This window comes from Microbacterium martis (assembly GCF_047246685.1).
Lineage (GTDB): Bacteria > Actinomycetota > Actinomycetes > Actinomycetales > Microbacteriaceae > Microbacterium.
The window spans coordinates 1,528,660-1,550,645 of record NZ_JBFOKT010000001.1 but is presented as its reverse complement, the minus strand read 5'-3'; the positions used below and the strand labels follow the sequence as shown (position 1 = coordinate 1,550,645).

The following is a 21,986-nucleotide window of genomic DNA, read 5'->3' as shown; positions in this document are numbered from 1 at the left end:
CGTGGAGTTCGTCTCCGTCGTCGCGAGCATCGTCCATCTGGTGCTGCTGCTGTACGTCTTCGTGCTCTTCGCGCGCCTCATCCTGGACTACATCCCGATGTTCAATCGGGAGTGGCGACCCAAAGGCTTCGGTCTGGTCCTGGCCGAATTCGCCTACACGGTCACTGATCCGCCGATCCGGTTCTTCCGGCGGTTCATCCCCCCGTTGCGCATCGGCACGCTCTCGCTCGACTTCGGATTCACGCTCACGGTGCTGGTCGTCCTGATCCTCATGAACATCGTCCGACTGTTCATCTGAACGGCCGTCGACTTCCCCGGGCGCGAGTGTCGCGGCGTCGCGGCGCCTCGAAGCGGGGACTATGCTGGCACCGAGGTGCGCGCCCCGGGTTCGCGCCACATCACGACCGCGCCATACATCGAAACTGGCAACCGAACTCATCGAAAGAGGAGCCACCATGGCACTTACCCCGGATGACGTCGTCACCAAGCAGTTCCAGCACGTCCGCTTCAAGGACGGCTTCGACCCGGACGAGGTCGACGACTTCCTCGACGAGATCGTCATCGAGTGGCGCAAGGCCCTCGAGGAGAACGCCGAGCTGAAGGCCAAGCTGGCCGCCTACGAGTCGGGTGAGACCCCGGCCCCCGCCGCCGAGCAGGCGCCGGCTCCCGTCGCCGAGGAGGCGACCCCGGCTCCCGTCGCCGAGACCCCGGCCGAGCAGGCTCCTTCGGGTTCCGCGACGGCCACCGCGGGCATCATCGAGCTCGCCCAGCGCCTGCACGACGAGCACGTCGCCGAGGGCGAGGCGAAGCGCAATCAGCTCATCGCCGACGCCGAGGCCGAGGTCGGACGCATCCGCAGCGAGGCCGAGGCCAAGCAGCGCGAGGAGACCGCTCGCCTCGAGCGCGAGCGCAACACGCTGGAGGCGCGCATCACCGAACTCCGCAACTTCGAGCGCGACTACCGCTCGCAGCTGCGGGGCTACATCGAGGGCCAGCTGCGCGACCTCGACGAGAAGTCGGCCTCCACGGACTCCACTCCGGTCTCCGCGATCGGCCTGTAAGGCGCCCTCTTGTCAGGACGCCGTCCCCTTCGTCGGTCGGCGGCCGGTGCGATCGTTGCGATTCTCGCAGCGGTCGTGCTGGCCGCCGATCAGTTTGTGAAGCACCTCACCATCGAGAACCTCCCTCTCCACGAGGTCGTGCCCGTTCTCGGTGAGTTCCTGCAGCTCTACTACATCCGCAACTCCGGAGCCGCGTTCTCGCTCGGCAGCGGTGTGACATGGATCTTCACCATCGCCCTCAGCGTGGTGGCCGCGGTCATCGTGTGGAAGGCGTTCAGCATCCGTTCGCGCTGGTGGGCCGTGGTTCTGGGCGCGCTCCTCGGTGGCGTGCTGGGCAACCTCACCGACCGGCTCTTCCGCGAGCCGGGCTTCGGGAACGGCCATGTCGTCGACATGATCTCGATGCCGTGGATGATGCCCGCCATCTTCAACGTCGCCGACATCTTCATCGTCACCGGCATGATCGCGGTGGCGCTCCTGGTCGTGCTCGGGCTGCGGCTCGACGGAACGCGTGAGCGCGACAACGCGACGGTCGAGACCGACGAGGAGGCCGAGGCCGCCGCGGTGGCCGCCGACGCCGACGACGACGGCGCCCCGGCCGATGGCGCGACGGACCGACGCGACATCGACCCGTCGGCGGAATCCTCGCCGCGACCGGAGGACCGCTGACCGTGGAGTCGCGATCGCTCCCCGTTCCCGATGGGATGGACGGCGAGCGGGTCGACGCCGCCCTCGCGCGGATGCTGGGCTTCTCGCGCACCTTCGCCGCCGAGGTCGCCTCCGCGGGAGGGGTGCGTCTCGACGGCAGCGTGCTCGGCAAGTCGGATCGGCTCCGCGGCGGCGGGTGGCTCGAAGTCGAGTGGCAGCCGAAGGAGGCCCCGCGGGTCGTCCCCATCGCCGTGCCGGAACTGGGCATCGTGCACGACGACGACGACATCGTCGTCGTGGACAAGCCGTCCGGGGTCGCCGCGCACCCGTCGGTCGGCTGGGAGGGCCCGACGGTGATCGGCGCCCTCGCCGCGGCCGGCTTCCGCATCGCCACGAGCGGCGCTCCCGAGCGTCAGGGCGTGGTGCACAGGCTCGACGTCGGCACGAGCGGCCTCATGGTGGTGGCGAAGACGGAGCGCGCCTACACGGCGCTCAAGCACGCGTTCAAGGAGCGCACGGTCGAGAAGATCTATCACGCCGTCGTCCAGGGTCATCCCGATCCCCTCGTCGGCACGATCGACGCGCCGATCGGACGCCACCCCAGCCATTCCTGGAAGTTCGCCGTCGTCCCCGACGGCAAGCCGTCGGTCACGCACTACGAGACGCTGGAGGCCTTCCCGCGCGCATCGCTCCTCGAGATCCACCTCGAGACCGGCCGCACGCACCAGATCCGCGTGCACATGGCCGCACACCGGCATCCGTGCGTCGGAGATCCCCTCTACGGCGCCGATCCCACGCTGGCGGCGCGACTCGGCCTCACCCGTCAGTGGCTGCACGCGCATCAGCTGGCATTCACTCATCCGGCGACGGGGGAGTGGGTGCAGTTCGAGTCGCCCTATCCCGCCGACTTCCAGCACGCGCTCGAGGTGCTCCGGGGGGAGTAGAGCCCGCCGGGACGGCGGACCCCGCATCCCGGTCGCTGAGCCTGTCGAAGCGTCGGAGGTATGAGCCAGACTGTGCCCATGAGCAGCATCGAGGTGCGCCCGGCCACCGAGTTCGACGACGTCGCGACTCTGGTGGGCCCGAAGAGCCCGACGTCGAACGTCTGCTTCTGCCTGAGCTACCGCATCGGCAACAAGGAGAACGTCGCGCTGAAGGGGTCGGCGCGAGCGGAGCGCGTGCGTGAGCTGTGCCATCAGGATCCGCCGCCTGGCGTGATCGCCTACCTCGACGACGAGCCGGTCGGCTGGGCGGCGCTGCATCCGCGGAGCGAGACGAGCTTCGCCCGCAATCGGCTCATCCCGCACGTCGACGACCTCGACGTGTGGTCGCTGTGGTGCTTCCGGATTCGGCCGGGGTACCGCAAGCAGGGCATCTCACATGCGCTGATCGAGGGCGCCGTCGCCTACGCGAAGGAGCGCGGGGCCCCTGCGATCGAGGGATATCCTGTCGACAATCGCGGCGAGAAGGTGAACCTGACCATGGCCTACGTGGGCACGCGGAGCCTGTTCGAAGACGCGGGCTTCTCGAAGGCGGCGGACACGGGATCGGTGCTCGACGGCTTCCCGCGTGTGCTGATGAGGCTCGATCTGACGGCATCGACGAGGTCGTCGAAGAAAACGTGAACCGTCGGCACGTTCCGAGGCAATACATAGTGTGAGCACAGACAGCGAGATCATTCAGCGGTCGCTCGGGCATCCCCGAGCTTTCGCCGAACTGTTCGATCGGCATGCCAGGGCGGTGGGCGGCTATGCCGCCCGCCGCCTCGGCGCCGATGCCGGCGAGGACATCCTCAGCGAGACCTTCCTCGTGGCGTTCGCCCGGCGGAGGGCGTTCGACACGTCCTGGGAGTCGGCGCTCCCGTGGTTGTACGGGATAGCGTCGCGACTGATCCGCAAGCACCGGGCTCGGGAAGCGAAGCACCTCCGGTCGAGCGCCCAGTCGGCGCAGCGGGAGGAGCACATCTCCCACGGCGACCTCGAGACGACGATCGCCCGTCTCGACGCGGAGATCTCGACCAGGGAGCTGGCGCCGAGGATCGCCGCGCTGTCGGCCAAGGACAGGGAGACCCTGCTGCTGTACGCGTGGGGGGACCTCACGTACGAAGAGGTCGCCGTCGCGCTGGGGGTGCCCGTGGGAACCGTCCGATCGCGGATGAATCGCGTGCGGACCAGGCTGGATCCGTCGAGGGCGGCCAGCCGGGAACGAGTCGTGAACGACAAGGAAGGAGCGGTCGATGGACGTTTTCGAGCGCGTGCGTGACATCGGGGCGGGGGACGGACTGACGGAGGACCGCATCATCGGCGCCCGCATCCGCCTGCTGCAGGGAATCGAGGGGAGCCGGGGTGCGGAGCGCGCACGGCTGACGAAGAAGCCGGTGTTCCTGATCGCCGGGGCCGTCGCCGGCGTGGCGGCGGCGACGGCAGCGGTCGTCGTGGTGGGCCAGCCGACGTCTCCCGCACCTCGCGTCGAGGCGGTTCCGACCGCATCGCCCACTCCGGCGCCCTCGCCGTCGGCGGGCGGACCCTTCGAACGGGCGACAGTGGCGAGCGTGCTCGAGTCGGCCGCAGGTGCGACCGTCGCCGGCGGCGCCCTCGAGGCGGCCCCCGGGCAGTACCTCCGCGTGGAGCACCAGACCACACAGCTCGTGCTCTACCAGCCGACGGGCCAGTACACGCAGTGGGACGCGACGCGCGAGTCGGCGACCGCCGCGTGGGTCGCCCCGGGAACCTACGTCACCTACATCCCCGGCGACCGATCCCAGGAGTGGGTCACCGTGTTCGAGCCGAAGACCACCATCAGCCAGACGTTCGGAGCAGAGGGCGATGCGCTCGCGGCGGAGTGGCTCGCAGGCACCCTGAAGGAGCAGATCGTCGATCGGCATGCGGGTGGTATCGACGACGGATCCGACCCCCAGATGGGCTCGGACGCGTACTACGCGCAGATCCCGCGCGACCCGCAGCAGCTGCTCGACTGGTACCGCACCCTGATGATCGGCGACGTCCTGGACGAGGACAGCCAGATCGCATCGATGATCATTCAGGAGCTGGAGCGGAATGCCGCGCCTGCCGATCTGCGCGCCGCCATGCTCCTGGCGCTCCGCGAGATGCCCAACGGGCGCATCCTGGGCGTCGACGGTTCGTCAGTGACCTTGGGGTTCTCCTTCGCGTGGACCTCGGACCTGTTCGACAGCTGGACCGAGACGCTCACGGTCGACACGTCTTCGGGCTTCGTCTCTGCGAGCTCGAGGACGCTGGGCTCCGGAGGCTCGCTGGTCCCGGAATCCGTGCCGAACTCCTCGGTCGTGACGTCGATCTCGATCGTCGACGACGCGCCCTAGCGATCCGGCGGAGCCTCGGCACCGGACTCGGTGTCGGGGCTCCACGGTGACCGACGTCGGAGGCCGAACGTAGACTCGAACCATGGCATCAGATTCCTTCGCCCACCTCCATGTGCACAGCGAATACTCGATGCTCGATGGGGCAGCGAAGATCGCCGCGATGACCCAGGCGGCCGCCGAATACGGCATGCCGGCCATCGCGGTCACCGACCACGGCAACACCTTCGCCGCCTTCGAGTTCTACAAGGCCGCCAACGCGGCGGGGGTCAAGCCCATCATCGGGCTCGAGGCCTACGTCACCCCGGGAACGCACCGCAGCGACAAGTCCCGGGTGCAGTGGGGCTCGGCCGATCAGAAGAGCGACGACGTCTCGGGCTCCGGGGCGTACACCCATATGACGATGTGGAGCGAGACGACCGAGGGCATGCACAACCTCTTCCGTCTCAGCTCGCGCTCGAGCATGGAGGGGTACTACTTCAAGCCCCGCATGGATCGGGAGCTCCTTCAGACGTATTCGAAGGGGCTGATCGCCACGACCGGGTGCCCCTCGGGCGAGATCCAGACACGGCTGCGCCTCGGTCAGTACGACGCCGCTCGCGCGGCCGCGGCAGAGTTCCAAGACCTGTTCGGCAAGGAGAACTACTTCGCCGAGATCATGGACCACGGGCTCTCCATCGAGCGGCGCGTCATGACCGATCTGCTGCGCCTCGCGAAAGACCTCGACATCCCGCTCGTCGCGACGAACGACTCGCACTACACCCATCAGCACGAGGCCGACGCCCACGAGGCGCTGCTCTGTGTGCAGTCGGGCTCGACCCTCGACGACCCCAACCGATTCAAGTTCGACGGGGACGGGTACTACATCAAGACCGCCGCCGAGATGCGGCAGCTGTTCCGCGACCACCCCGAGGCGTGCGACAACACCCTGCTCATCGCCGAACGCTGCGAGGTCGAGTTCAACACCGCGGCGAACTACATGCCCCGATTCCCGGTCCCCGAGGGCGAGACCGAGGACAGCTGGCTGGTCAAGGAGGTCGAGGTCGGCCTGCACTACCGCTACCCGAACGGCATCCCCGACAAGGTGCGCAAGCAGGCGGAGTACGAGACCGGGATCATCCTGCAGATGGGCTTCCCGGGCTACTTCCTGGTGGTCGCCGACTTCATCAACTGGGCGAAGGACAACGGCATCCGCGTCGGTCCGGGCCGCGGCTCCGGCGCCGGATCGATGGTGGCCTACGCGATGAAGATCACCGACCTCGACCCGCTCGAGCACGGTCTCATCTTCGAGCGATTCCTCAACCCCGACCGCGTCTCCATGCCCGACTTCGACGTCGACTTCGACGACCGGCGCCGCGGCGAGGTCATCGAGTACGTGACGCGGAAGTACGGCTCCGAGCGCGTCGCGCAGATCGTCACCTACGGCACCATCAAGTCGAAGCAGGCGCTGAAGGATGCCGGGCGCGTGCTCGGCTTCCCGTTCAGCATGGGCGAGCGGCTCACCAAGGCGATGCCACCGCCCGTGATGGGGAAGGACATGCCGCTCGACGGCATGTTCGACTCGGCGCACCCGCGCTACAAGGAGGCGAGCGAGTTCCGCGCGCTGATCGAGACCGACCCCGAGGCGAAGACGGTCTTCGACCGCGCGCTCGGGCTCGAGGGCCTCAAGCGTCAGTGGGGCGTGCACGCCGCCGGCGTGATCATGTCGTCCGAGCCGCTCCTCGACATCATCCCCATCATGCGCCGCGAGCAGGACGGCCAGATCGTCACGCAGTTCGACTACCCGTCGTGCGAGTCCCTCGGTCTGATCAAGATGGACTTCCTCGGGCTGCGCAACCTCACGATCATCTCCGACGCGCTCGACAACATCCGCATGAACCGGGGCGAGGAGCTCGACCTCGAGCATCTCGCGCTCGACGACCCGGCAGCCTACGAGCTTCTCGGACGCGGTGAATCCCTCGGCGTCTTCCAGCTCGACGGCGGCCCCATGCGCTCGTTGATGCGCCTCATGAAGCCCGACAACTTCGGCGACATCTCCGCTCTCATCGCGCTGTATCGCCCGGGACCGATGGGCGCCAATTCGCACACGAACTACGCGCTCCGCAAGAACGGCGCGCAGCCGATCACGCCGATCCACCCGGAGTTCACGGAGTCGCTCGCCGACATCCTCGAGGAGTCCTACGGTCTGATCATCTATCAGGAGCAGGTCATGGCGATCGCGCAGCGCGTGGCCGGGTTCTCGCTCGGTCAGGCCGACATCCTGCGTCGCGCGATGGGAAAGAAGAAGAAGTCCGAGCTCGACAAGCAGTTCGAGGGCTTCCAGGCCGGCATGAAGGCGAACGGCTATTCCGACGGAGCCGTCAACGCGCTGTGGGAGATCCTGCTGCCGTTCTCCGACTACGCCTTCAACAAAGCGCACTCCGCCGCATACGGACTCGTCTCGTATTGGACGGCGTACCTCAAGGCGCACTATCCGGCGGAGTACATGGCCGCGCTCCTCACCAGCGTGGGTGACTCGAAGGACAAGATGGCGCTCTACCTCAACGAGTGCCGGCGCATGGGGATCAAGGTCCTCCCGCCCGACGTCTCGGAGTCGATCAACTTCTTCGCCGCCGTCGGCGACGACATCCGCTTCGGACTGGGCGCCGTCCGCAACGTCGGCAGCAACGTCGTCGATGGCATCGTGCAGGCGCGCAAGGACGAGCGATTCGAGTCGTTCCACCACTTCCTCGACAAGGTCCCGCTGCACGTCGCGAACAAGCGCACCGTGGAGTCGCTGATCAAGGCCGGTGCGTTCGACTCGATGGGCGATTCGCGTCGCGCCCTCATGGAGGTCCACGAGGATGCCGTCGAGGCGGCGGTCGATCGCAAGCGCAACGAGGCGCAGGGCGCGATCGGCTTCGACTTCGACAGCCTCTACGACGGGACCGAGGAGGTGGCGCCGACGAAGGTGCCGGTGCGTCCGGAGTGGATCAAGAAGGACAAGCTGGCGTTCGAGCGCGAGATGCTCGGCCTCTACGTGTCGGACCATCCGCTGGCCGGGCTCGAGGTGCCGCTCGCGAAGCACGCCTCGATCTCGATCCACGACCTCAACAACTCCGAGGACCTGCAGGACGGCGACCAGGTGACGGTCGCCGGCCTCGTGACGGGCGTTCAGCACCGCGTGGCCAAGGCCAGCGGGAACCCCTACGGCATGATCACCGTCGAGGACTTCAACGGCGAGGTCACCGTGATGTTCATGGGCAAGACGTACATCGAGTTCCAGCACATCCTCCAGCAGGACTCGATCCTGGCGGTGCGCGGGCGCGTGTCCCGGCGCGACGACGGGCTCAACCTCCACGCGCAGTCCGCGTTCGCCCCCGATGTCGGCTCGTTCGACGCCGCGGGCCCCCTCGCTCTCGTGCTCGCCGAGCAGCGTGCGACGGAGCGCGTGATGAACGAGCTCGCCGAGATCCTCCGCCGGCACAACGGCGACACCGAGGTGCTGCTCCGCGTCCACCGGGGCGGAAGCGCGAAGGTCTTCGAGGTGCCCATGCCGGTGAAGGTGTCGGCCGACCTGTTCGGTGACCTCAAGTCACTGCTCGGCCCCGCCTGTCTGGGGTGAGCGGGTAGGATCGTGAGCCGTCGGAGGTGTGACGAGCGCCCCGGTCGAGCACCGTGACGAAAGGACGACCATGAGCACGGATCTGCCCGAGCAGTCGGAAACCGAAGACGCCACCTTCAGCGACGAAGACGGCGTGCTCTACGACGAAGACGTCACGCCCGAATACGGCGTGCTCGGATTCACCCTGCGCGAGCTGCTCATCGTCGGCGTCTGGCTCGTGGCCTTCGTGGTCTCGTTCTTCCCGTTGAACGGCGGGCTCTCGCTGTGGGGGACCGGCATCCAGTGGGTGCTGCCGATCGGTGTGCCGACGGCCGCGGTGTTCCTCCTGGTGCTGCGTCGATTCTCGCCCGACGGCATCCGCCGGGTGGGCTCCCTCGGCATCGACCAGTTCGCGTCCGTCGCGTTCTCGGTCGCCGCATGCATCTGGATCAGCACGCTCTGGCTCTCGGTCTCCGCACTCATCGACACCGGTTTCTGGAGCCTTCCGTGGAACGGCGTGATCCTGCTGATCACTGCCCTCGCCCTCGTCGCCCTGACGGTCTTCGCCCCGCTCATCCCCGGGCTGAAGGAGGACTTCCACGGCCGGCTCGTGACACTGGCCCATCGCAACGCGAACCCGGTGCGCCCGGTGATCGCACGTCCGCGTCCCGAGGTGCCGGCCGCCGATTCGGCTTCCGCACCCGAGGCAGCGGCCGCGGGTGTGCAGGGCTCGCCCACCGTCCTCGGAGCGGCCGACGGAGCGTCCGCCGACATCGAGCCTGACGAAGAGGCGCACCGGCAGACCACGGCCTTCGGCTCCGCAGGCCCGCTCGACCAGGAGCTGTCCGGGCAGCAGACGACCGACGAGGTCGCTCGACTCGATCTGGCCGAGCAGGTGCCGCTGGCCTCGCACGCGTCGGGCGGCGGTACCGGGACGGAGCAGGTGACCTCCGACGAGGACTACGTGCCGGCCTATTCGCGTCGCTCACGCGGACAGGAGCCGGAGATCGCGTCCGACACCGCGAGCATCGAGGCGATCCTCGAGACGCGCGCCACCCCGGTCGACGCCGGAGGCGACAGTGCATCGCCGGCGGGGGAGCCGGCCGACCTCGATGCCACGAATCCGCGGCAGTCCGAACCGGCCGCCCAGCCGTTCTGGATCCTCGCCCCGACCGAGCGCGATGTGCACGACGAGCGCGGCGAGCCGCTCTTCCGCATCGGACCGAACGCGTGGGCCCTCGTGATCGACGACCGCGGCGGCGCGTACGTCATCCGTCATGACGACGGCCGCATCGGGTACCTCCACGAGATCGCCGACGTCACGAAGGGCTGACATGCGCACGATCGATCTGCGAGGGCGAGAGCTCTCGCCGGCTGACATGCTCGCAGCCATCCCGCGCGCCGCACAGGCCCGCGCCGAGGCCCTCGACGCGGCCATCCGCATCGTCGACGACGTGCGCGACCGCGGGGAGGAGGCGCTGCGCGAGCAGGCGGAGCGGTTCGACGGCGTGACCGGGCACGACCTCCGTGTGCCGACCTCGCACCTGAGCGACGCGCTCGACGAGCTGTCGTCCGACGTGCGTGAAGCGCTGGAGGAGGCGATCCGTCGCGTGCGCGTCGCCTCTGCGGCACAGGTCCCGCCGCCGCAGGTGACGCAGCTCGGACCGGGCGCCCGCATCACGCAGCGCTGGCAGCCCGTGCACCGCGTGGGGGTGTACATCCCCGGAGGCAAGGCGGTGTACCCGTCCAGCGTGATCATGAACGTCGTGCCGGCGCAGGTGGCCGGCGTCGAGCAGATCGCCCTCGCCTCGCCCCCGCAAGCCGATCAGGGCGGACGAATCCATCCGACCATCCTGGCGGCCGCGGCGCTCCTCGGCGTGACCGAGGTGTACGCGATGGGCGGCGCCGGTGCGATCGGCGCCTTCGCGCACGGCGTGCCCGAGATCGGTCTCGACCCGGTCGACGTCGTGTCCGGGCCGGGCAACAACTACGTGGCCTCGGCCAAGCGCGCGGTGACGGGCGTCGTCGGCACGGATTCCGAGGCGGGAGCCACCGAGATCCTCGTCGTCGCCGACGCCTCCGCCGACCCGAGGCTCATCGCCGCCGATCTGGTGAGTCAGGCCGAACACGACGAGCAGGCGTCGGCGGTGCTGGTCACCGACGCGCCCGACCTCGCCGTGCGGGTCGCCGCCGAGGTCGAGCGCCTCGCCGCCGCCACCCGGCACCGCGCAAGGGTGGCCGCCGCACTGGCCGGAGAGCAGTCGGCGATCGTCCTGGTCGACGACCGCGCGATGGCCGTCGCCTTCAGCAACGCCTACGCACCCGAGCACCTCGAGCTGCATCTCGACGACGCCGATGACGCGGCATCCGCATTCACGAGTGCCGGCGCCGTCTTCGTCGGCGATCACACTCCGGTGAGTCTCGGCGACTACATGGCGGGCAGCAACCACGTCCTGCCCACCGGAGGGCAGGCGAGGTACGCGCCGGGTCTGGGTGCGTACACCTTCCTGCGCCCGCAGCAGGTGATCTCCTACGACCGAGCCGCCCTCGCGGCGGTCCGGCGAGGCGTCGTCGCCCTCGCTGAGAGCGAGGTCCTCCCCGCTCACGGCGAAGCGATCGAGGCACGGTTCACCGCGTAGGATCGGTCAGATGCACTGCCCTTTCTGCCGTCACTCCGACTCGCGCGTGATCGACTCCCGCACCAGCGACGACGGTCTCTCGATCCGGCGACGCCGTCAGTGCCCCGAATGCGGCGGGCGGTTCACGACGACCGAGACCGCGAGCCTCAATGTGATCAAGCGCTCCGGGGTGATGGAGCCCTTCAGCCGCGAGAAGGTCATCTCGGGCGTGCGGAAGGCCTGCCAGGGTCGCCCGGTGACCGAGGCGGATCTCGCGATCCTCGCGCAGCGCGTCGAGGAGGCGGTCCGGCAGACCGGGGTCTCGCAGCTCGACACCAACGAGATCGGCCTCGCGATCCTCGGCCCGCTGCGCGACCTCGACGAGGTCGCCTTCCTGAGGTTCGCGAGTGTCTACCAGGCGTTCGACTCGCTCGAGGACTTCGAATCCGCCATCTCCGACCTGCGCTCCGACCACGCCGGACAGGAGCCGGTCGACCGGTAACCTGGCAGGGATGTATCCGCTGCTCTTCCGCGCTGTCCTCTCGCGCTTCGACCCCGAGTTCGCACATCACGCCGGCATGGCGGTGATCCGCCTCCTCGGCGTGCCTCCTCTCGCGCAGCTGACCCGGGCGATGACCCGGCCCGACCCTTCGCTGCGCGTGGAGGCTCTCGGGCTGACATTCGCGTCGCCGTTCGGCATCGCAGCCGGGTTCGACAAGAACGCGGTGGGCGTGCGCGGGTTGGCCGCCCTCGGCTTCGGCCACGTGGAGGTGGGAACGGTGACGGCCATCCCGCAGGAGGGGAACCCGAAGCCGCGACTGTTCCGGCTGATCCCCGATCGCGCCGTCATCAATCGCATGGGCTTCAACAATCAGGGCGCGGATGCCGTGGCGCGACGTCTCGCCACGCTGCGGCGCGGAGCGCCCGATGCCGTCGTCGGCGTCAACATCGGCAAGAGCCGAGTGGTCGACGTCGCCGACGCGACGGCCGACTACGTGGCGTCGGCGACGCGTCTCGCCCCGCTCGCCGACTATCTCGCGGTGAACGTCTCGTCGCCGAACACCCCCGGTCTCCGTGGCCTGCAGGCGGTCGAGACGCTGGCACCGCTGCTGCGAGCGGTGCGCGAGGCGTGCGGGACGACCCCCCTCCTGGTGAAGATCGCCCCCGATCTGCCCGACGACGAGATCACGGCGATCGCCCGCATGGCAGTCGACGAGGGGCTCGCGGGCATCATCGCCCACAACACCACGATCAGCCGCGACGGACTGCTGACGGATGCCGCGACGGTCGAGGCGGCGGGTGCGGGCGGCCTCTCGGGCGCCCCGCTGAAGCAGCGGTCGCTCGACGTGCTGCGGGTCGTGCGCGACGCCGTGCCCGCCGAGTTCTGCGTCATCGCCGTCGGGGGAGTGGAGACCGCCCGCGACGTGCAGGACAGATTGGATGCCGGTGCGACCCTCGTGCAGGGCTACACGGCGTTCCTCTACCGTGGACCCTTCTGGGGTCGGGAGATCAACCGGGGGCTGCTCAGGCGGGGTACTGTCCGCGCTTGACCTGCGGCTTCGGCAGACGCATGAACCGCATCTGCAGCGAGCGCATGGCGGCGTACCAGCCCAGCCCGCGCTCCATCCGCTCGGCGCCGAACTTCGCGGCGACCTTGCGCTTCACCCGGAAGCCCAGCAGGATCATGCCGCCGATCGCGATGATCAGGTACGCCATCATCACGATGTAGGCGTAGAACGAGACGGCCAGGTTCGCGGGGACCAGTGAGGCGATGATGACCAGCACCATGATCGCCATGACGAACTCGGCCGGGTGCCAGCCCGCATCGACGTAGTCGCGCACCCAGCGGCGCTGCGGCCCCTTGTCGCGGGCGGGGAGATACTTCTCCTCGCCCGCGGCCATGCCCGCCTGCGCCCTCGCGCGGCGCTCGTTGAGCTCGGCGCGGGCAGCCGCCTTCGCCTCCTTGGTGTTCGCGACGAGCGGGCGGCGACGGGCCGCCTCCTGCTGTGCACGGGTCGGCGTCGCGCGCCCCTTGCCGACGGTGGGCGTCTCGGAGGCGTCGTCGTTCGTCGAAGGGGAGGCGGGGGTAGTGGCCACGAGGATCCTCGGTTCGCTGGGGTGGGTCACCTTAAGATTACTCGCATGACCTCTCCCGATCCGCACGGCCCCGAGACGCCGACCCGCCCGTCCGACGAAGCCGTCCTCGAGGCGGTCGCGACCGGCCTTCCGGCGGCGCTGTCGGACCTCGGCCGTCTCGTCCGCATCCCCGGCATGGCCTGGCCGGCGTTCGATCAGACCCAGCTCGAGCGCAGTGCGGAGGCCGTCGCGTCTCTCGCCGAGGACACCGGCGTGTTCGATGAGGTGCGCGTCCTGCGCGCAGCCGTGCCGGGGACCGATGAGCTCGGTCAGCCGGCCGTCCTCGCCACGAGGGCGGCGCGGAACGGCCGCCCGACGATCCTCCTGTACGCGCACCACGACGTGCAGCCGCCGGGTGACGACGCGCTCTGGGAGACGCCGCCCTTCGAGCCGACGGTGCGCGACGGTCGGCTCTACGGGCGCGGCGCGGCCGACGACAAGGCGGGGATCATGGTGCACATCGCCTCGGTCCGCGCTGTCAGCGAGACCCTGGGCGACGACCTCGACCTCGGCATCGCCCTGTTCATCGAGGGCGAGGAGGAGTACGGGTCCCGGTCCTTCGGGCAGTTCCTCGCCGACAACCGCGACGCGCTGCGCGCTGACGCGATCGTCGTGGCCGATTCCGGGAACTGGGACTCCGTCACCCCGGGTCTCACCGTGTCCCTGCGCGGCAACGCCCGATTCACGCTCCGCGTCCGCACGCTCGAGCATGCGTCGCACTCCGGCATGTTCGGCGGGGCGGCCCCCGACGCGATGCTCGCGACCATCCGACTCCTGTCGACTCTGTGGAACGACGACGGATCCGTCGCCGTCGACGGCCTGTCCGCGCGTGAGGCGCCGACGCCCGAGTACGGGGAGCAGACGCTCCGCGACGAAGCCGGCTTCCTCCCCGGCACCACCCCGATCGGCGACGGGACCATCCTGAGCCGCATCTGGAACAAGCCGTCCATCACCGTGATCGGCATCGACGCCACGAGCGTGGCCGCGGCATCCAACACCCTCCTTCCCGAGGTGACCGTGGTCATCAGCGCTCGGGTGGCGCCGGGTCAGTCGGGGGAGGAGGCGTACGCAGCGCTCGAACGCCACCTTCGCGAGCACTCCCCGTTCGGCGCCGAGCTGACGTTCTCCGACGTCGATCTCGGCAACGGCTTCCTGGTCGACACGAGCGGCTGGGCGGTGACGATGACGCGCGAGGCGATGGAAGACGGCTACGGCGTCGAGCCGGTGGACCTCGGCGTCGGAGGGTCGATCCCGTTCATCGCCGACCTGGTGCGCGAGTTCCCGGAAGCGCAGATCCTCGTGACCGGGGTCGAGGATCCGCACTCGCGGGCGCACAGTCCGAACGAGTCGCTGCATCTCGACACCTTCCGTCACGCCGTCGCCACCGAGGCGCTGCTGCTGGCGCGGATGAACGACCGCCGCCTCTGAGCCTCCGCGCGCGACCGGCGGTAGAATCGACGGGAGCGCCGTGCCACTGCGGCCCTTCCCAAGGAGCGACATGAGCGACACCACCCTGACGTCAGAGACCACCACCCGCGGCCACGGCATCAGCCTCACCGACGCGGCCGCCACGAAGGTCAAGAACCTGCTCGAGCAGGAGGGGCGCGACGATCTGCGCCTGCGCGTGGCGGTCCAGCCGGGCGGATGCTCCGGCCTCATCTACCAGCTCTACTTCGACGAGCGCTTCCTCGAGGGCGACGAGACCGTCGACTTCGACGGCGTCGAGGTGATCGTCGACAACATGAGCGTGCCGTATCTCGACGGCGCGTCGATCGACTTCAAGGACACGATCTCCGAGCAGGGCTTCACGATCGACAACCCGAACGCCGCCGGAAGCTGCGCCTGCGGCGACAGTTTCCACTGACCGGACGCCCTCGCCAACCTGCGTGGTTGGCATGAATGAGGTGTGAGGTTGCCCTAGACTTGGGTGTGCCCTGTCCGCAATCTGAAAGGTGCATCGTGCCCTCGAATCGTCGCCTTCGCTGGGCCGCTCTTCCTCTGGGAGTCGCGGCAGCCGTGGCCCTGGCGGGATGTACTGCCACCGAGCTGAACGGCTATCTCCCGGGCTTCGTGGAGGGTGAGCCGGCCACCACCAACCAGGCGGAGCGCGTCTCGGGCCTGTGGGTGAACTCGTGGATCGTGCTCCTCGCGGTCGGCGTCATCACGTGGAGCCTGATGGCGTGGGCCGCCATCGCGTACCGCCGCCGCAAGGGTCAGGTCGGTCTGCCGGTGCAGATGCGCTACAACATGCCGATCGAGATCTTCTACACGATCGTGCCGCTCATCCTCGTCCTGGGCATGTTCTTCTTCACCGCTCGCGACCAGTCCGCGATCGAGACGGAGTGGGACGACCCCGACGTCGAGATCACCGCCATCGCCAAGCAGTGGGCGTGGGACTTCCAGTACGACGCCGAGTCGGACGACGACACGGTGTGGACCATGGGCATCCAGGCCCAGCCCGACGCCGAGGGCAACATCGACCAGTCGAAGCTGCCGACCCTGGTGCTCCCGGTCGACAAGAAGATCACCATCGACCTGCAGTCGCGCGACGTCATCCACTCCTTCTGGATCATCGACTTCCTCTACAAGAAGGACATGTTCATCGGGAAGGACAACACCTGGTCGTTCATCCCGACCCGCGTCGGCGAGTACGCCGGCAAGTGCGCCGAGCTCTGCGGCGAGTACCACTCGATGATGCTCTTCAACGTGAAGGTCGTGGAGCAGGACGAGTACGACGCCTACCTCGAGTCGCTCAAGGAGCAGGGCAACACGGGAGACATCACCGACGAGTACGACCGTCTCGGGAACTTCCCCGGCACCACCCCCGAGAACGACTCCGAGGAAGGAGAGGAGTAAGCCATGTCGACGACTGAAGCCCCCCGCACCGATGAGGCCCCTCGCTCCCGCCCCACCACCCTGCCCGCGCGTCAGGCTGCTCTGATGAGCTCCTCGCGCGTCGAGCAGAAGGGCAACATCGTGGTCAAGTGGATCACCTCCACCGACCACAAGACGATCGGGTACATGTACCTCATCGCCTCGGTGCTGTTCTTCCTCCTCGGCGGCGTGATGGCTCTGGTCATCCGCGCCGAGCTCTTCGCGCCCGGCATGCAGATCGTGCCGACGAAGGAGCAGTACAACCAGCTGTTCACGATGCACGGCACGATCATGCTGCTGATGTTCGCGACGCCGCTGTTCGCCGGATTCGCCAACGCGATCCTGCCGCTCCAAATCGGCGCCCCCGACGTGGCGTTCCCGCGCCTGAACGCGTTCGCCTTCTGGCTGTTCCTCTTCGGTTCGACCATCGCCGTGGCGGGGTTCCTCACGCCGGCGGGCGCGGCATCCTTCGGGTGGTTCGCCTATCAGCCGTTGGCGAGCCAGACGTTCACTCCCGGCGTCGGCGGAAACCTGTGGATGGTCGGCCTCGGCATCTCCGGATTCGGAACCATCCTCGGCGCGGTGAACTTCATCACGACCATCATCACCATGCGCGCCCCGGGCATGACCATGTGGCGCATGCCGATCTTCTCGTGGAACACGCTGATCACCAGCCTCCTCGTCCTGATGGCGTTCCCCGTTCTCGCCGCCGCGATCTTCGCCGCCGCGGCGGACCGCATCCTCGGCGCCCACATCTACGACCCGATGAACGGCGGCGTGCTCCTCTGGCAGCACCTCTTCTGGTTCTTCGGCCACCCCGAGGTGTACATCATCGCGCTGCCGTTCTTCGGCATCGTGTCGGAAGTCTTCCCGGTGTTCAGCCGGAAGCCGATCTTCGGATACAAGACCCTGGTCTACGCGACGATCGCGATCGCGGCCCTCTCGGTCGCCGTGTGGGCGCACCACATGTATGTCACCGGTTCCGTGCTGCTGCCGTTCTTCGCCCTGATGACGATGCTCATCGCGGTGCCCACGGGTGTGAAGATCTTCAACTGGATCGGCACCCTGTGGCGAGGCTCCGTCACGTTCGAGACGCCCATGGTCTTCGCGCTCGGCTTCCTGGTCTCGTTCGTGTTCGGCGGTCTGACCGGCGTGATCCTGGCGGCTCCGCCACTGGACTTCCATCTGAGCGACTCCTATTTCGTGGTGGCGCACTTCCACTACGTGGTCTTCGGAACGGTCGTCTTCGCGATGTTCTCGGGCTTCTACTTCTGGTGGCCGAAGTGGACCGGTCGCATGCTGAACGAGCGTCTCGGATACGTGCACTTCTGGATGCTGTTCATCGGCTTCCACATGACCTTCCTCATCCAGCACTGGCTGGGCGTCGACGGCATGGTGCGTCGCTACGCCGACTACTCCGCGGCCGACGGGTGGACGTGGCAGAACCAGGTGTCGACGATCGGTGCGATCATCCTCGGTGCGTCGATGCTGCCGTTCTTCCTCAACGTGTGGATCACCGCGCGCAAGGCGCCCAAGGTGATGGTGAACGACCCGTGGGGATACGGCGCATCGCTCGAATGGGCCACCTCGTGCCCGCCGCCGCGTCACAACTTCACCTCGATCCCGCGCATCCGCAGTGAGCGCCCGGCGTTCGACCTGAACCACCCGGAGGCGGCCGAGTTCGCCACCACCGCCCCCGGCGAGCGAGAGGCCCACTAAGTCATGCGCGACAACGTCATTCTCTGGTGGATCCTGACGGCGTTCTTCGCTCTCATCGGTGTCGTGTACACCGGGTGGAACATCCTGGCCAACCCGACCCTCCCGCTCGTCAACCAGATCGAGTGGGTCGGCACGGTGGCTCTGATCTTCGCCGCCTTCATGAGCGCCATGATCGCGTTCTACCTCGACCGGACCCACAGTGCCCAAGGCGGTGAGCTGCCGGAGGACATCCTCACGGCCGACATCGACGACGGCGACCCCGAGCTCGGCGAATTCAGCCCCTGGTCGTGGTGGCCGATCGTTCTCGCGGCTTCGGCCGGAGTCTTCGTCGTCGGCCTGGCCGTCGGCCACTTCCTCCTGCCGATCGGCCTGGCCATCTTCGCAGTGGCGATCGTCGGCTGGGTGTACGAGTACTACCGCGGCAACTTCGCCCGCTGACGTCGCGCACGTCGAGAAGGCCCCTGGAGCGATCCAGGGGCCTTCTGTCGTCGTCGAGACGCCGATCGCTCGGGGCAGCCTCGGTCGCGTCACGGGGGCGCGCCGGTCCGCGGCCTGGGTTCAGGCGCGGGTGCGCACGCGGGCCACGCCGGTGAGCGGATCGACAGGTCGCCGGTGCACGCCGTCGGCGTCCTCCACCCGGTAGCCCTCCCGGACCCAGTACTCGAAGCCGCCGATCATCTCGCGGACACGGTAGCCGAGCTTCGCGAACTCCAGGGCGCCCTTCGCTCCGGCGTTGCATCCGGGACTCCAGCAATAGACCACCACCTCCGCATCGCGAGGGATCTCCTGGGGTGCACGAGAGGCGATCTCGCTGTAGTGCATGTGCGTGGCTCCGGCAACGCGTCCCTGAGCCCAGGCCTCGGCGGACCGGACGTCGATCACGACGAGCGGCCGGCCGTCGGCGAGGGCGGCGTGGACGTCGCTCGCGTCGGTTTCGTAGGCGAGTTTCGCGGCGAAGAAGTCGGTTCTGTCGATCATGTCCTCAGCCTAGGAGGCCGATCCTGAGCGGGGGAGGCGGCCTCCGGTCACTCGTCGACGGATTGCTGCCAGCCGCATACGCGAAGGGCCCTGTCCTCACGGACAGGGCCCTTCATATATGCGGGGGAGGGGCGCCTACTCGCCGTCCTCCGAGTTGCTCTTGCGCGGCTTCTTGACCGGCTCCGTCGCGATCACGGTGCTCGGCGTGTTCGCCGTCTCGTCGACGTGCGTCTCGGTGGCCGTGAGGGGTGCGTCCGGGGCACCGGCACGCTCGTGCGCCTGCTGGATCTCTTCTGCCTCGATGTCGGCGTTCTGAGCGGTGACGTGGTGCTGGTGCGCGTCCGCAGCCTCCACCTCGGCCTGGGTGAGCGGGGCGAGGCGATCCTCGTAGAACCAGCGCGAGATCGACGATCGCAGGTTTTCGGTCCACGGGATGCGGCCCTTGGCGTTCGGGCGGACGACGAGCGGCTCGTAATTGTCGACGTCGATGAGCTTCCAGCGGTCGTACTGGTCGACCGGCTGGTGCACCTCGATGAACTCGCCGCCGGGCAGGCGCACGATGCGGCCCGACTCGAAGCCGTGGAGCACGATCTCGCGGTCCTTCTTCTGGAGCGCGAGGCAGATGCGCTTCGTGACGAAATAACCGAGGACCGGTCCGATGAACAGCAGCGCCTGCAGGGTGTGGATGACCCCCTCCATCGTGAGCATGAAGTGCGTCGCGATGAGGTCGGAGGATGCCGCGGCCCACAGGACCGCGTAGAACACGACGCCGGCGACGCCGATGGCGGTGCGGGTCGCCGCGTTGCGCGGGCGCTGCGCGATGTGGTGCTCGCGCTTGTCGCCCGTGATCCACGCCTCGAGGAACGGGTAGATGGCCACGACCACGATGAAGAGGCCGAGCACGGCCACCGGCAGCAGGATGCCGAACGACCAGGTGTGATCGAACAGGACCAGATCGAGGTTCGAGGGGGCCAGGCGAAGGGCTCCGTCGGCGAAGCCGATGTACCAGTCGGGCTGCGTGCCCGCCGAGACGGGCGACGGGTCGTACGGACCGTAGTTCCAGATCGGGTTGATCTGGAAGAACGTCGCGATCAAGACGATCACGCCGAAGACGATGAACAGGTATCCGCCCATCTTCGACATGTAGACCGGCATCATCGGGTACCCCACGACGTTGTCGTTGGTGCGACCGGGGCCGGCGAACTGCGTGTGCTTGTTGACGATCATCAGCATCAGGTGCACGACGATGAGTCCGATGACGATCAGCGGGAGCAGCAGGATGTGCAGCGTGTAGAGACGCCCGACGATGTCGGTGCCCGGGAACTCCCCGCCGAAGAGGAGGAACGAGGTCCACGTGCCGATCAGGGGGAGGCCCTTGATCATGCCGTCGATGATGCGCAGGCCGTTGCCCGAGAGCAGGTCGTCGGGGAGGGAGTAGCCGGTGAAGCCTTCGGCCATCGCCAGGATGAAGAGCACGAACCCGATGACCCAGTTCAGCTCACGCGGCTTGCGGAAGGCGCCCGTGAAGAACACCCGCAGCATGTGCACGCCGATACCGGCGATGAACACCAGTGCCGCCCAGTGATGGATCTGCCGGACGAGGAGACCGCCGCGCAGGTCGAAGGAGATGTGCAGCGACGACTCAAGCGCCGCCGACATCGCGATGCCTCGCATCGGGGCGTAGGCGCCGGTGTAGTGGGTCTCGACCATCGAGGCCTGGAAGAAGAACGTCAGAAAGGTGCCCGACAGGAACACCACGACGAAGCTCCAGAGCGCGATCTCGCCGAGCATGAACGACCAGTGGTCGGGGAAGATCTTGCGACCGAGCTCCTTGACGAAACCCGAGAGGCTGGTGCGCTCATCGATGTAGTTCGACGCGGCGCCGACGAAGCGACCGCCGAGGGGCGCCTTCGTGTCCTTGTCGTCTTTGGACAGCGTTGCGGTGCTCAATGGCGCTCCCAGAAGCTCGGGCCGACGGGTTCCGTGAAGTCGCTGCGTGCGATCAGGTAGCCCTCGTCATCGACGGTGATGGGCAGCTGCGGCAGCGGACGAGCCGCCGGGCCGAAGATGACCTTGGCGTGGTCCGTGACGTCGAACTGCGACTGGTGGCACGGGCACAGGAGGTGGTGGGTCTGCTGCTCGTACAGCGCCACCGGGCAGCCCACGTGGGTGCAGACCTTGGAGTAGGCGACGATCCCGTCGTAGGACCAGTCCTTGCGCTCCTCCGACTCGATGAGCTGCTCGGGACGCAGGCGCATCATCAGCACGATCGCCTTGGCCTTCTCCTCGAGGTACCCGTCGTGGTGGCTGAGCTCGGCGAGCTCCTCCGGGATCACGTGGAAGGCGGATCCGAGCGTGACGTCGGCTGCGCGGATGGGCGTGCCGTCGGGGTCGCGGACCAGGCGCGAGCCCTCTTCCCACATCGTGTGCTTGAGCAGGGCGACCGGATCGCCGGCCGTGGGGTCGTCGGGCGTCGAGTGTGGGGCTAGGCCGCGGAACAGCGCGACGCCGGGGATGATCGAGGCCACGATCGCCGCGAACAGCGAGTTGCGGATCATGGTGCGACGGCCGAAGCCGGACTCCTCGTTCGCGTCGGAGAACGCCTTGACGGCCGCCTCGCGCGTCGAATCCTTGCCGCGCGTCGGGTGACGGTGCTCGATGTGCTCCTTGTCGGACATCAGAGCCTTGGACCAGTGGATGGCACCGATGCCGAGAGCGAGCAGGGCCAAGGCGATGCCGAGTCCGATGAAGAGGTTGTTCTGACGGATGTCGATGAGCGCGCCGCTCTCGATCGGGAACAGCATGTAGGCCGCGACGGCCCAGATGCTTCCGGCGAGCGAGAGGTAGAAGAGCGTGTAGACCGTGCGGTCCGCGGTCTTCTCCGAGCGCGGGTCCTTGTCGGTCATCCGCTCGCGGTGCGGCGGCAGGCCCGGGTTCTGCACGGGATCGCTGACTGCGACGCCCAGCCCCGGCGAGGGCTGGTAGGCCCTGTCAAGAGCCTGCGAGTCGTCGTCGTGTGCCATGGTGCTCCT

Annotated in this window: 21 protein-coding genes; 17 read left to right on the top strand and 4 right to left on the bottom strand. The window is 68.1% G+C overall.

Translation table 11 applies throughout. The annotated features are described in order from the left end of the window. Position 1 precedes the first annotated feature (1 nt). The 12 genes from AB3M90_RS07480 to AB3M90_RS07425 all read left to right on the top strand — a co-directional run bounded on the left by AB3M90_RS07480 (position 2) and on the right by AB3M90_RS07425 (position 12,797). Positions 2–298 (top strand): YggT family protein, encoded by a 297-nt coding sequence (locus tag AB3M90_RS07480; protein WP_412951048.1) that lies wholly within the window; start codon positions 2–4, stop codon positions 296–298. A gap of 157 nt (positions 299–455) precedes the next feature. After that, on the top strand, positions 456–1,061 hold the full coding sequence (locus tag AB3M90_RS07475) for a DivIVA domain-containing protein (RefSeq protein WP_412951046.1): 606 nt from the start codon (positions 456–458) through the stop codon (positions 1,059–1,061). A 96-nt stretch (positions 1,062–1,157) separates the two neighbouring features. After that, positions 1,158–1,730: a signal peptidase II gene (locus AB3M90_RS07470; RefSeq protein WP_412951043.1), complete on the top strand. Its 573-nt coding sequence runs from the start codon at positions 1,158–1,160 to the stop codon at positions 1,728–1,730. Positions 1,731–1,732: 2 nt separating this feature from the next. Continuing rightward, positions 1,733–2,653 (top strand): RluA family pseudouridine synthase, encoded by a 921-nt coding sequence (locus AB3M90_RS07465; RefSeq protein WP_412951042.1) that lies wholly within the window; start codon positions 1,733–1,735, stop codon positions 2,651–2,653. 78 nt (positions 2,654–2,731) lie between these two features. Beyond that, a complete protein-coding gene (locus AB3M90_RS07460; RefSeq protein WP_412951040.1) occupies positions 2,732–3,334 on the top strand; it encodes a GNAT family N-acetyltransferase in 603 nt (200 codons plus the stop codon). Positions 3,335–3,365: 31 nt separating this feature from the next. Then, a complete protein-coding gene (locus AB3M90_RS07455; protein ID WP_412951039.1) occupies positions 3,366–3,971 on the top strand; it encodes an RNA polymerase sigma factor in 606 nt (201 codons plus the stop codon). After that, positions 3,946–5,049, top strand: a complete 1,104-nt coding sequence (locus tag AB3M90_RS07450) for a hypothetical protein (RefSeq protein ID WP_412951037.1) — start codon at positions 3,946–3,948, stop codon at positions 5,047–5,049. Before AB3M90_RS07455 ends, AB3M90_RS07450 begins: the two co-directional genes overlap by 26 nt. An 82-nt stretch (positions 5,050–5,131) precedes the next feature. After that, positions 5,132–8,650: a DNA polymerase III subunit alpha gene (gene dnaE / locus AB3M90_RS07445; protein ID WP_412951035.1), complete on the top strand. Its 3,519-nt coding sequence runs from the start codon at positions 5,132–5,134 to the stop codon at positions 8,648–8,650. 70 nt (positions 8,651–8,720) lie between these two features. Next, positions 8,721–9,962: a hypothetical protein gene (locus AB3M90_RS07440; RefSeq protein WP_412951033.1), complete on the top strand. Its 1,242-nt coding sequence runs from the start codon at positions 8,721–8,723 to the stop codon at positions 9,960–9,962. 1 nt (position 9,963) lies between these two features. Continuing rightward, positions 9,964–11,268 carry a histidinol dehydrogenase gene (gene hisD, locus AB3M90_RS07435; RefSeq protein ID WP_412951030.1) on the top strand — a complete coding sequence of 435 codons (1,305 nt, stop codon included), beginning with the start codon at positions 9,964–9,966 and terminating at the stop codon, positions 11,266–11,268. Positions 11,269–11,278: 10 nt separating this feature from the next. Continuing rightward, complete coding sequence (gene nrdR, locus AB3M90_RS07430; protein ID WP_412951028.1) at positions 11,279–11,749, top strand: transcriptional regulator NrdR; 471 nt, start codon at positions 11,279–11,281, stop codon at positions 11,747–11,749. A 10-nt stretch (positions 11,750–11,759) separates the two neighbouring features. Then, positions 11,760–12,797, top strand: a complete 1,038-nt coding sequence (locus tag AB3M90_RS07425) for a quinone-dependent dihydroorotate dehydrogenase (protein ID WP_412951026.1) — start codon at positions 11,760–11,762, stop codon at positions 12,795–12,797. Here AB3M90_RS07425 and AB3M90_RS07420 read toward each other — a convergent pair. Continuing rightward, positions 12,772–13,344, bottom strand: a complete 573-nt coding sequence (locus tag AB3M90_RS07420; protein ID WP_412951023.1) for a DUF3043 domain-containing protein — start codon at positions 13,342–13,344, stop codon at positions 12,772–12,774. The genes AB3M90_RS07425 and AB3M90_RS07420 overlap by 26 nt on opposite strands. Before the next feature lie 45 nt (positions 13,345–13,389). Here AB3M90_RS07420 and AB3M90_RS07415 point away from each other — a divergent pair, with 45 nt between their 5' ends. The 5 genes from AB3M90_RS07415 (at position 13,390) to AB3M90_RS07395 (ending at position 18,414) form a co-directional block, all read left to right on the top strand. Further along, a complete protein-coding gene (locus AB3M90_RS07415; RefSeq protein WP_412951020.1) occupies positions 13,390–14,811 on the top strand; it encodes a dipeptidase in 1,422 nt (473 codons plus the stop codon). A 70-nt stretch (positions 14,812–14,881) separates the two neighbouring features. Beyond that, positions 14,882–15,247, top strand: coding sequence for an iron-sulfur cluster insertion protein ErpA (gene erpA / locus AB3M90_RS07410; RefSeq protein ID WP_412951017.1), 366 nt, complete (start codon positions 14,882–14,884; stop codon positions 15,245–15,247). A 95-nt stretch (positions 15,248–15,342) separates the two neighbouring features. Further along, the gene (gene ctaC / locus AB3M90_RS07405) at positions 15,343–16,239 is read left to right on the top strand and encodes an aa3-type cytochrome oxidase subunit II (protein ID WP_412951014.1); all 897 of its coding nucleotides are present in this window, start codon (positions 15,343–15,345) and stop codon (positions 16,237–16,239) included. A 3-nt stretch (positions 16,240–16,242) separates the two neighbouring features. Beyond that, positions 16,243–17,976: an aa3-type cytochrome oxidase subunit I gene (gene ctaD / locus AB3M90_RS07400; RefSeq protein ID WP_412951011.1), complete on the top strand. Its 1,734-nt coding sequence runs from the start codon at positions 16,243–16,245 to the stop codon at positions 17,974–17,976. Between the two features lie 3 nt (positions 17,977–17,979). Then, entirely contained in the window at positions 17,980–18,414 is a 435-nt protein-coding gene (locus AB3M90_RS07395) for a cytochrome c oxidase subunit 4 (RefSeq protein ID WP_412951008.1), read from the top strand. A 120-nt stretch (positions 18,415–18,534) separates the two neighbouring features. Here the strand turns inward: AB3M90_RS07395 and AB3M90_RS07390 are convergent, their stop codons facing one another. The 3 genes from AB3M90_RS07390 to qcrA all read right to left on the bottom strand — a co-directional run bounded on the left by AB3M90_RS07390 (position 18,535) and on the right by qcrA (position 21,977). Beyond that, entirely contained in the window at positions 18,535–18,954 is a 420-nt protein-coding gene (locus tag AB3M90_RS07390) for a rhodanese-like domain-containing protein (RefSeq protein ID WP_412951006.1), read from the bottom strand. A 135-nt stretch (positions 18,955–19,089) separates the two neighbouring features. Next, a complete protein-coding gene (gene qcrB / locus AB3M90_RS07385; RefSeq protein WP_412951004.1) occupies positions 19,090–20,904 on the bottom strand; it encodes a cytochrome bc1 complex cytochrome b subunit in 1,815 nt (604 codons plus the stop codon). Continuing rightward, positions 20,901–21,977: a cytochrome bc1 complex Rieske iron-sulfur subunit gene (qcrA, locus tag AB3M90_RS07380; RefSeq protein WP_412951002.1), complete on the bottom strand. Its 1,077-nt coding sequence runs from the start codon at positions 21,975–21,977 to the stop codon at positions 20,901–20,903. The genes qcrB and qcrA overlap by 4 nt, the downstream gene beginning before the upstream one ends. Positions 21,978–21,986: the final 9 nt, after the last annotated feature.

Bases quoted from the DNA above. Each gene is read 5' to 3' on its own strand.
- AB3M90_RS07475 (WP_412951046.1), top strand. From the start codon at position 456: ATGGCACTTACCCCGGATGACGTCGTCACCAAGCAGTTCCAGCACGTC.
- AB3M90_RS07460 (WP_412951040.1), top strand. From the start codon at position 2,732: ATGAGCAGCATCGAGGTGCGCCCGGCCACCGAGTTCGACGACGTCGCG.
- AB3M90_RS07450 (WP_412951037.1), top strand. From the start codon at position 3,946: ATGGACGTTTTCGAGCGCGTGCGTGACATCGGGGCGGGGGACGGACTG.
- dnaE (WP_412951035.1), top strand. From the start codon at position 5,132: ATGGCATCAGATTCCTTCGCCCACCTCCATGTGCACAGCGAATACTCG.
- AB3M90_RS07440 (WP_412951033.1), top strand. From the start codon at position 8,721: ATGAGCACGGATCTGCCCGAGCAGTCGGAAACCGAAGACGCCACCTTC.
- hisD (WP_412951030.1), top strand. From the start codon at position 9,964: ATGCGCACGATCGATCTGCGAGGGCGAGAGCTCTCGCCGGCTGACATG.
- nrdR (WP_412951028.1), top strand. From the start codon at position 11,279: ATGCACTGCCCTTTCTGCCGTCACTCCGACTCGCGCGTGATCGACTCC.
- AB3M90_RS07425 (WP_412951026.1), top strand. From the start codon at position 11,760: ATGTATCCGCTGCTCTTCCGCGCTGTCCTCTCGCGCTTCGACCCCGAG.
- AB3M90_RS07415 (WP_412951020.1), top strand. From the start codon at position 13,390: ATGACCTCTCCCGATCCGCACGGCCCCGAGACGCCGACCCGCCCGTCC.
- erpA (WP_412951017.1), top strand. From the start codon at position 14,882: ATGAGCGACACCACCCTGACGTCAGAGACCACCACCCGCGGCCACGGC.
- ctaD (WP_412951011.1), top strand. From the start codon at position 16,243: ATGTCGACGACTGAAGCCCCCCGCACCGATGAGGCCCCTCGCTCCCGC.
- AB3M90_RS07395 (WP_412951008.1), top strand. From the start codon at position 17,980: ATGCGCGACAACGTCATTCTCTGGTGGATCCTGACGGCGTTCTTCGCT.
- AB3M90_RS07390 (WP_412951006.1), bottom strand. From the start codon at position 18,954: ATGATCGACAGAACCGACTTCTTCGCCGCGAAACTCGCCTACGAAACC.
- qcrA (WP_412951002.1), bottom strand. From the start codon at position 21,977: ATGGCACACGACGACGACTCGCAGGCTCTTGACAGGGCCTACCAGCCC.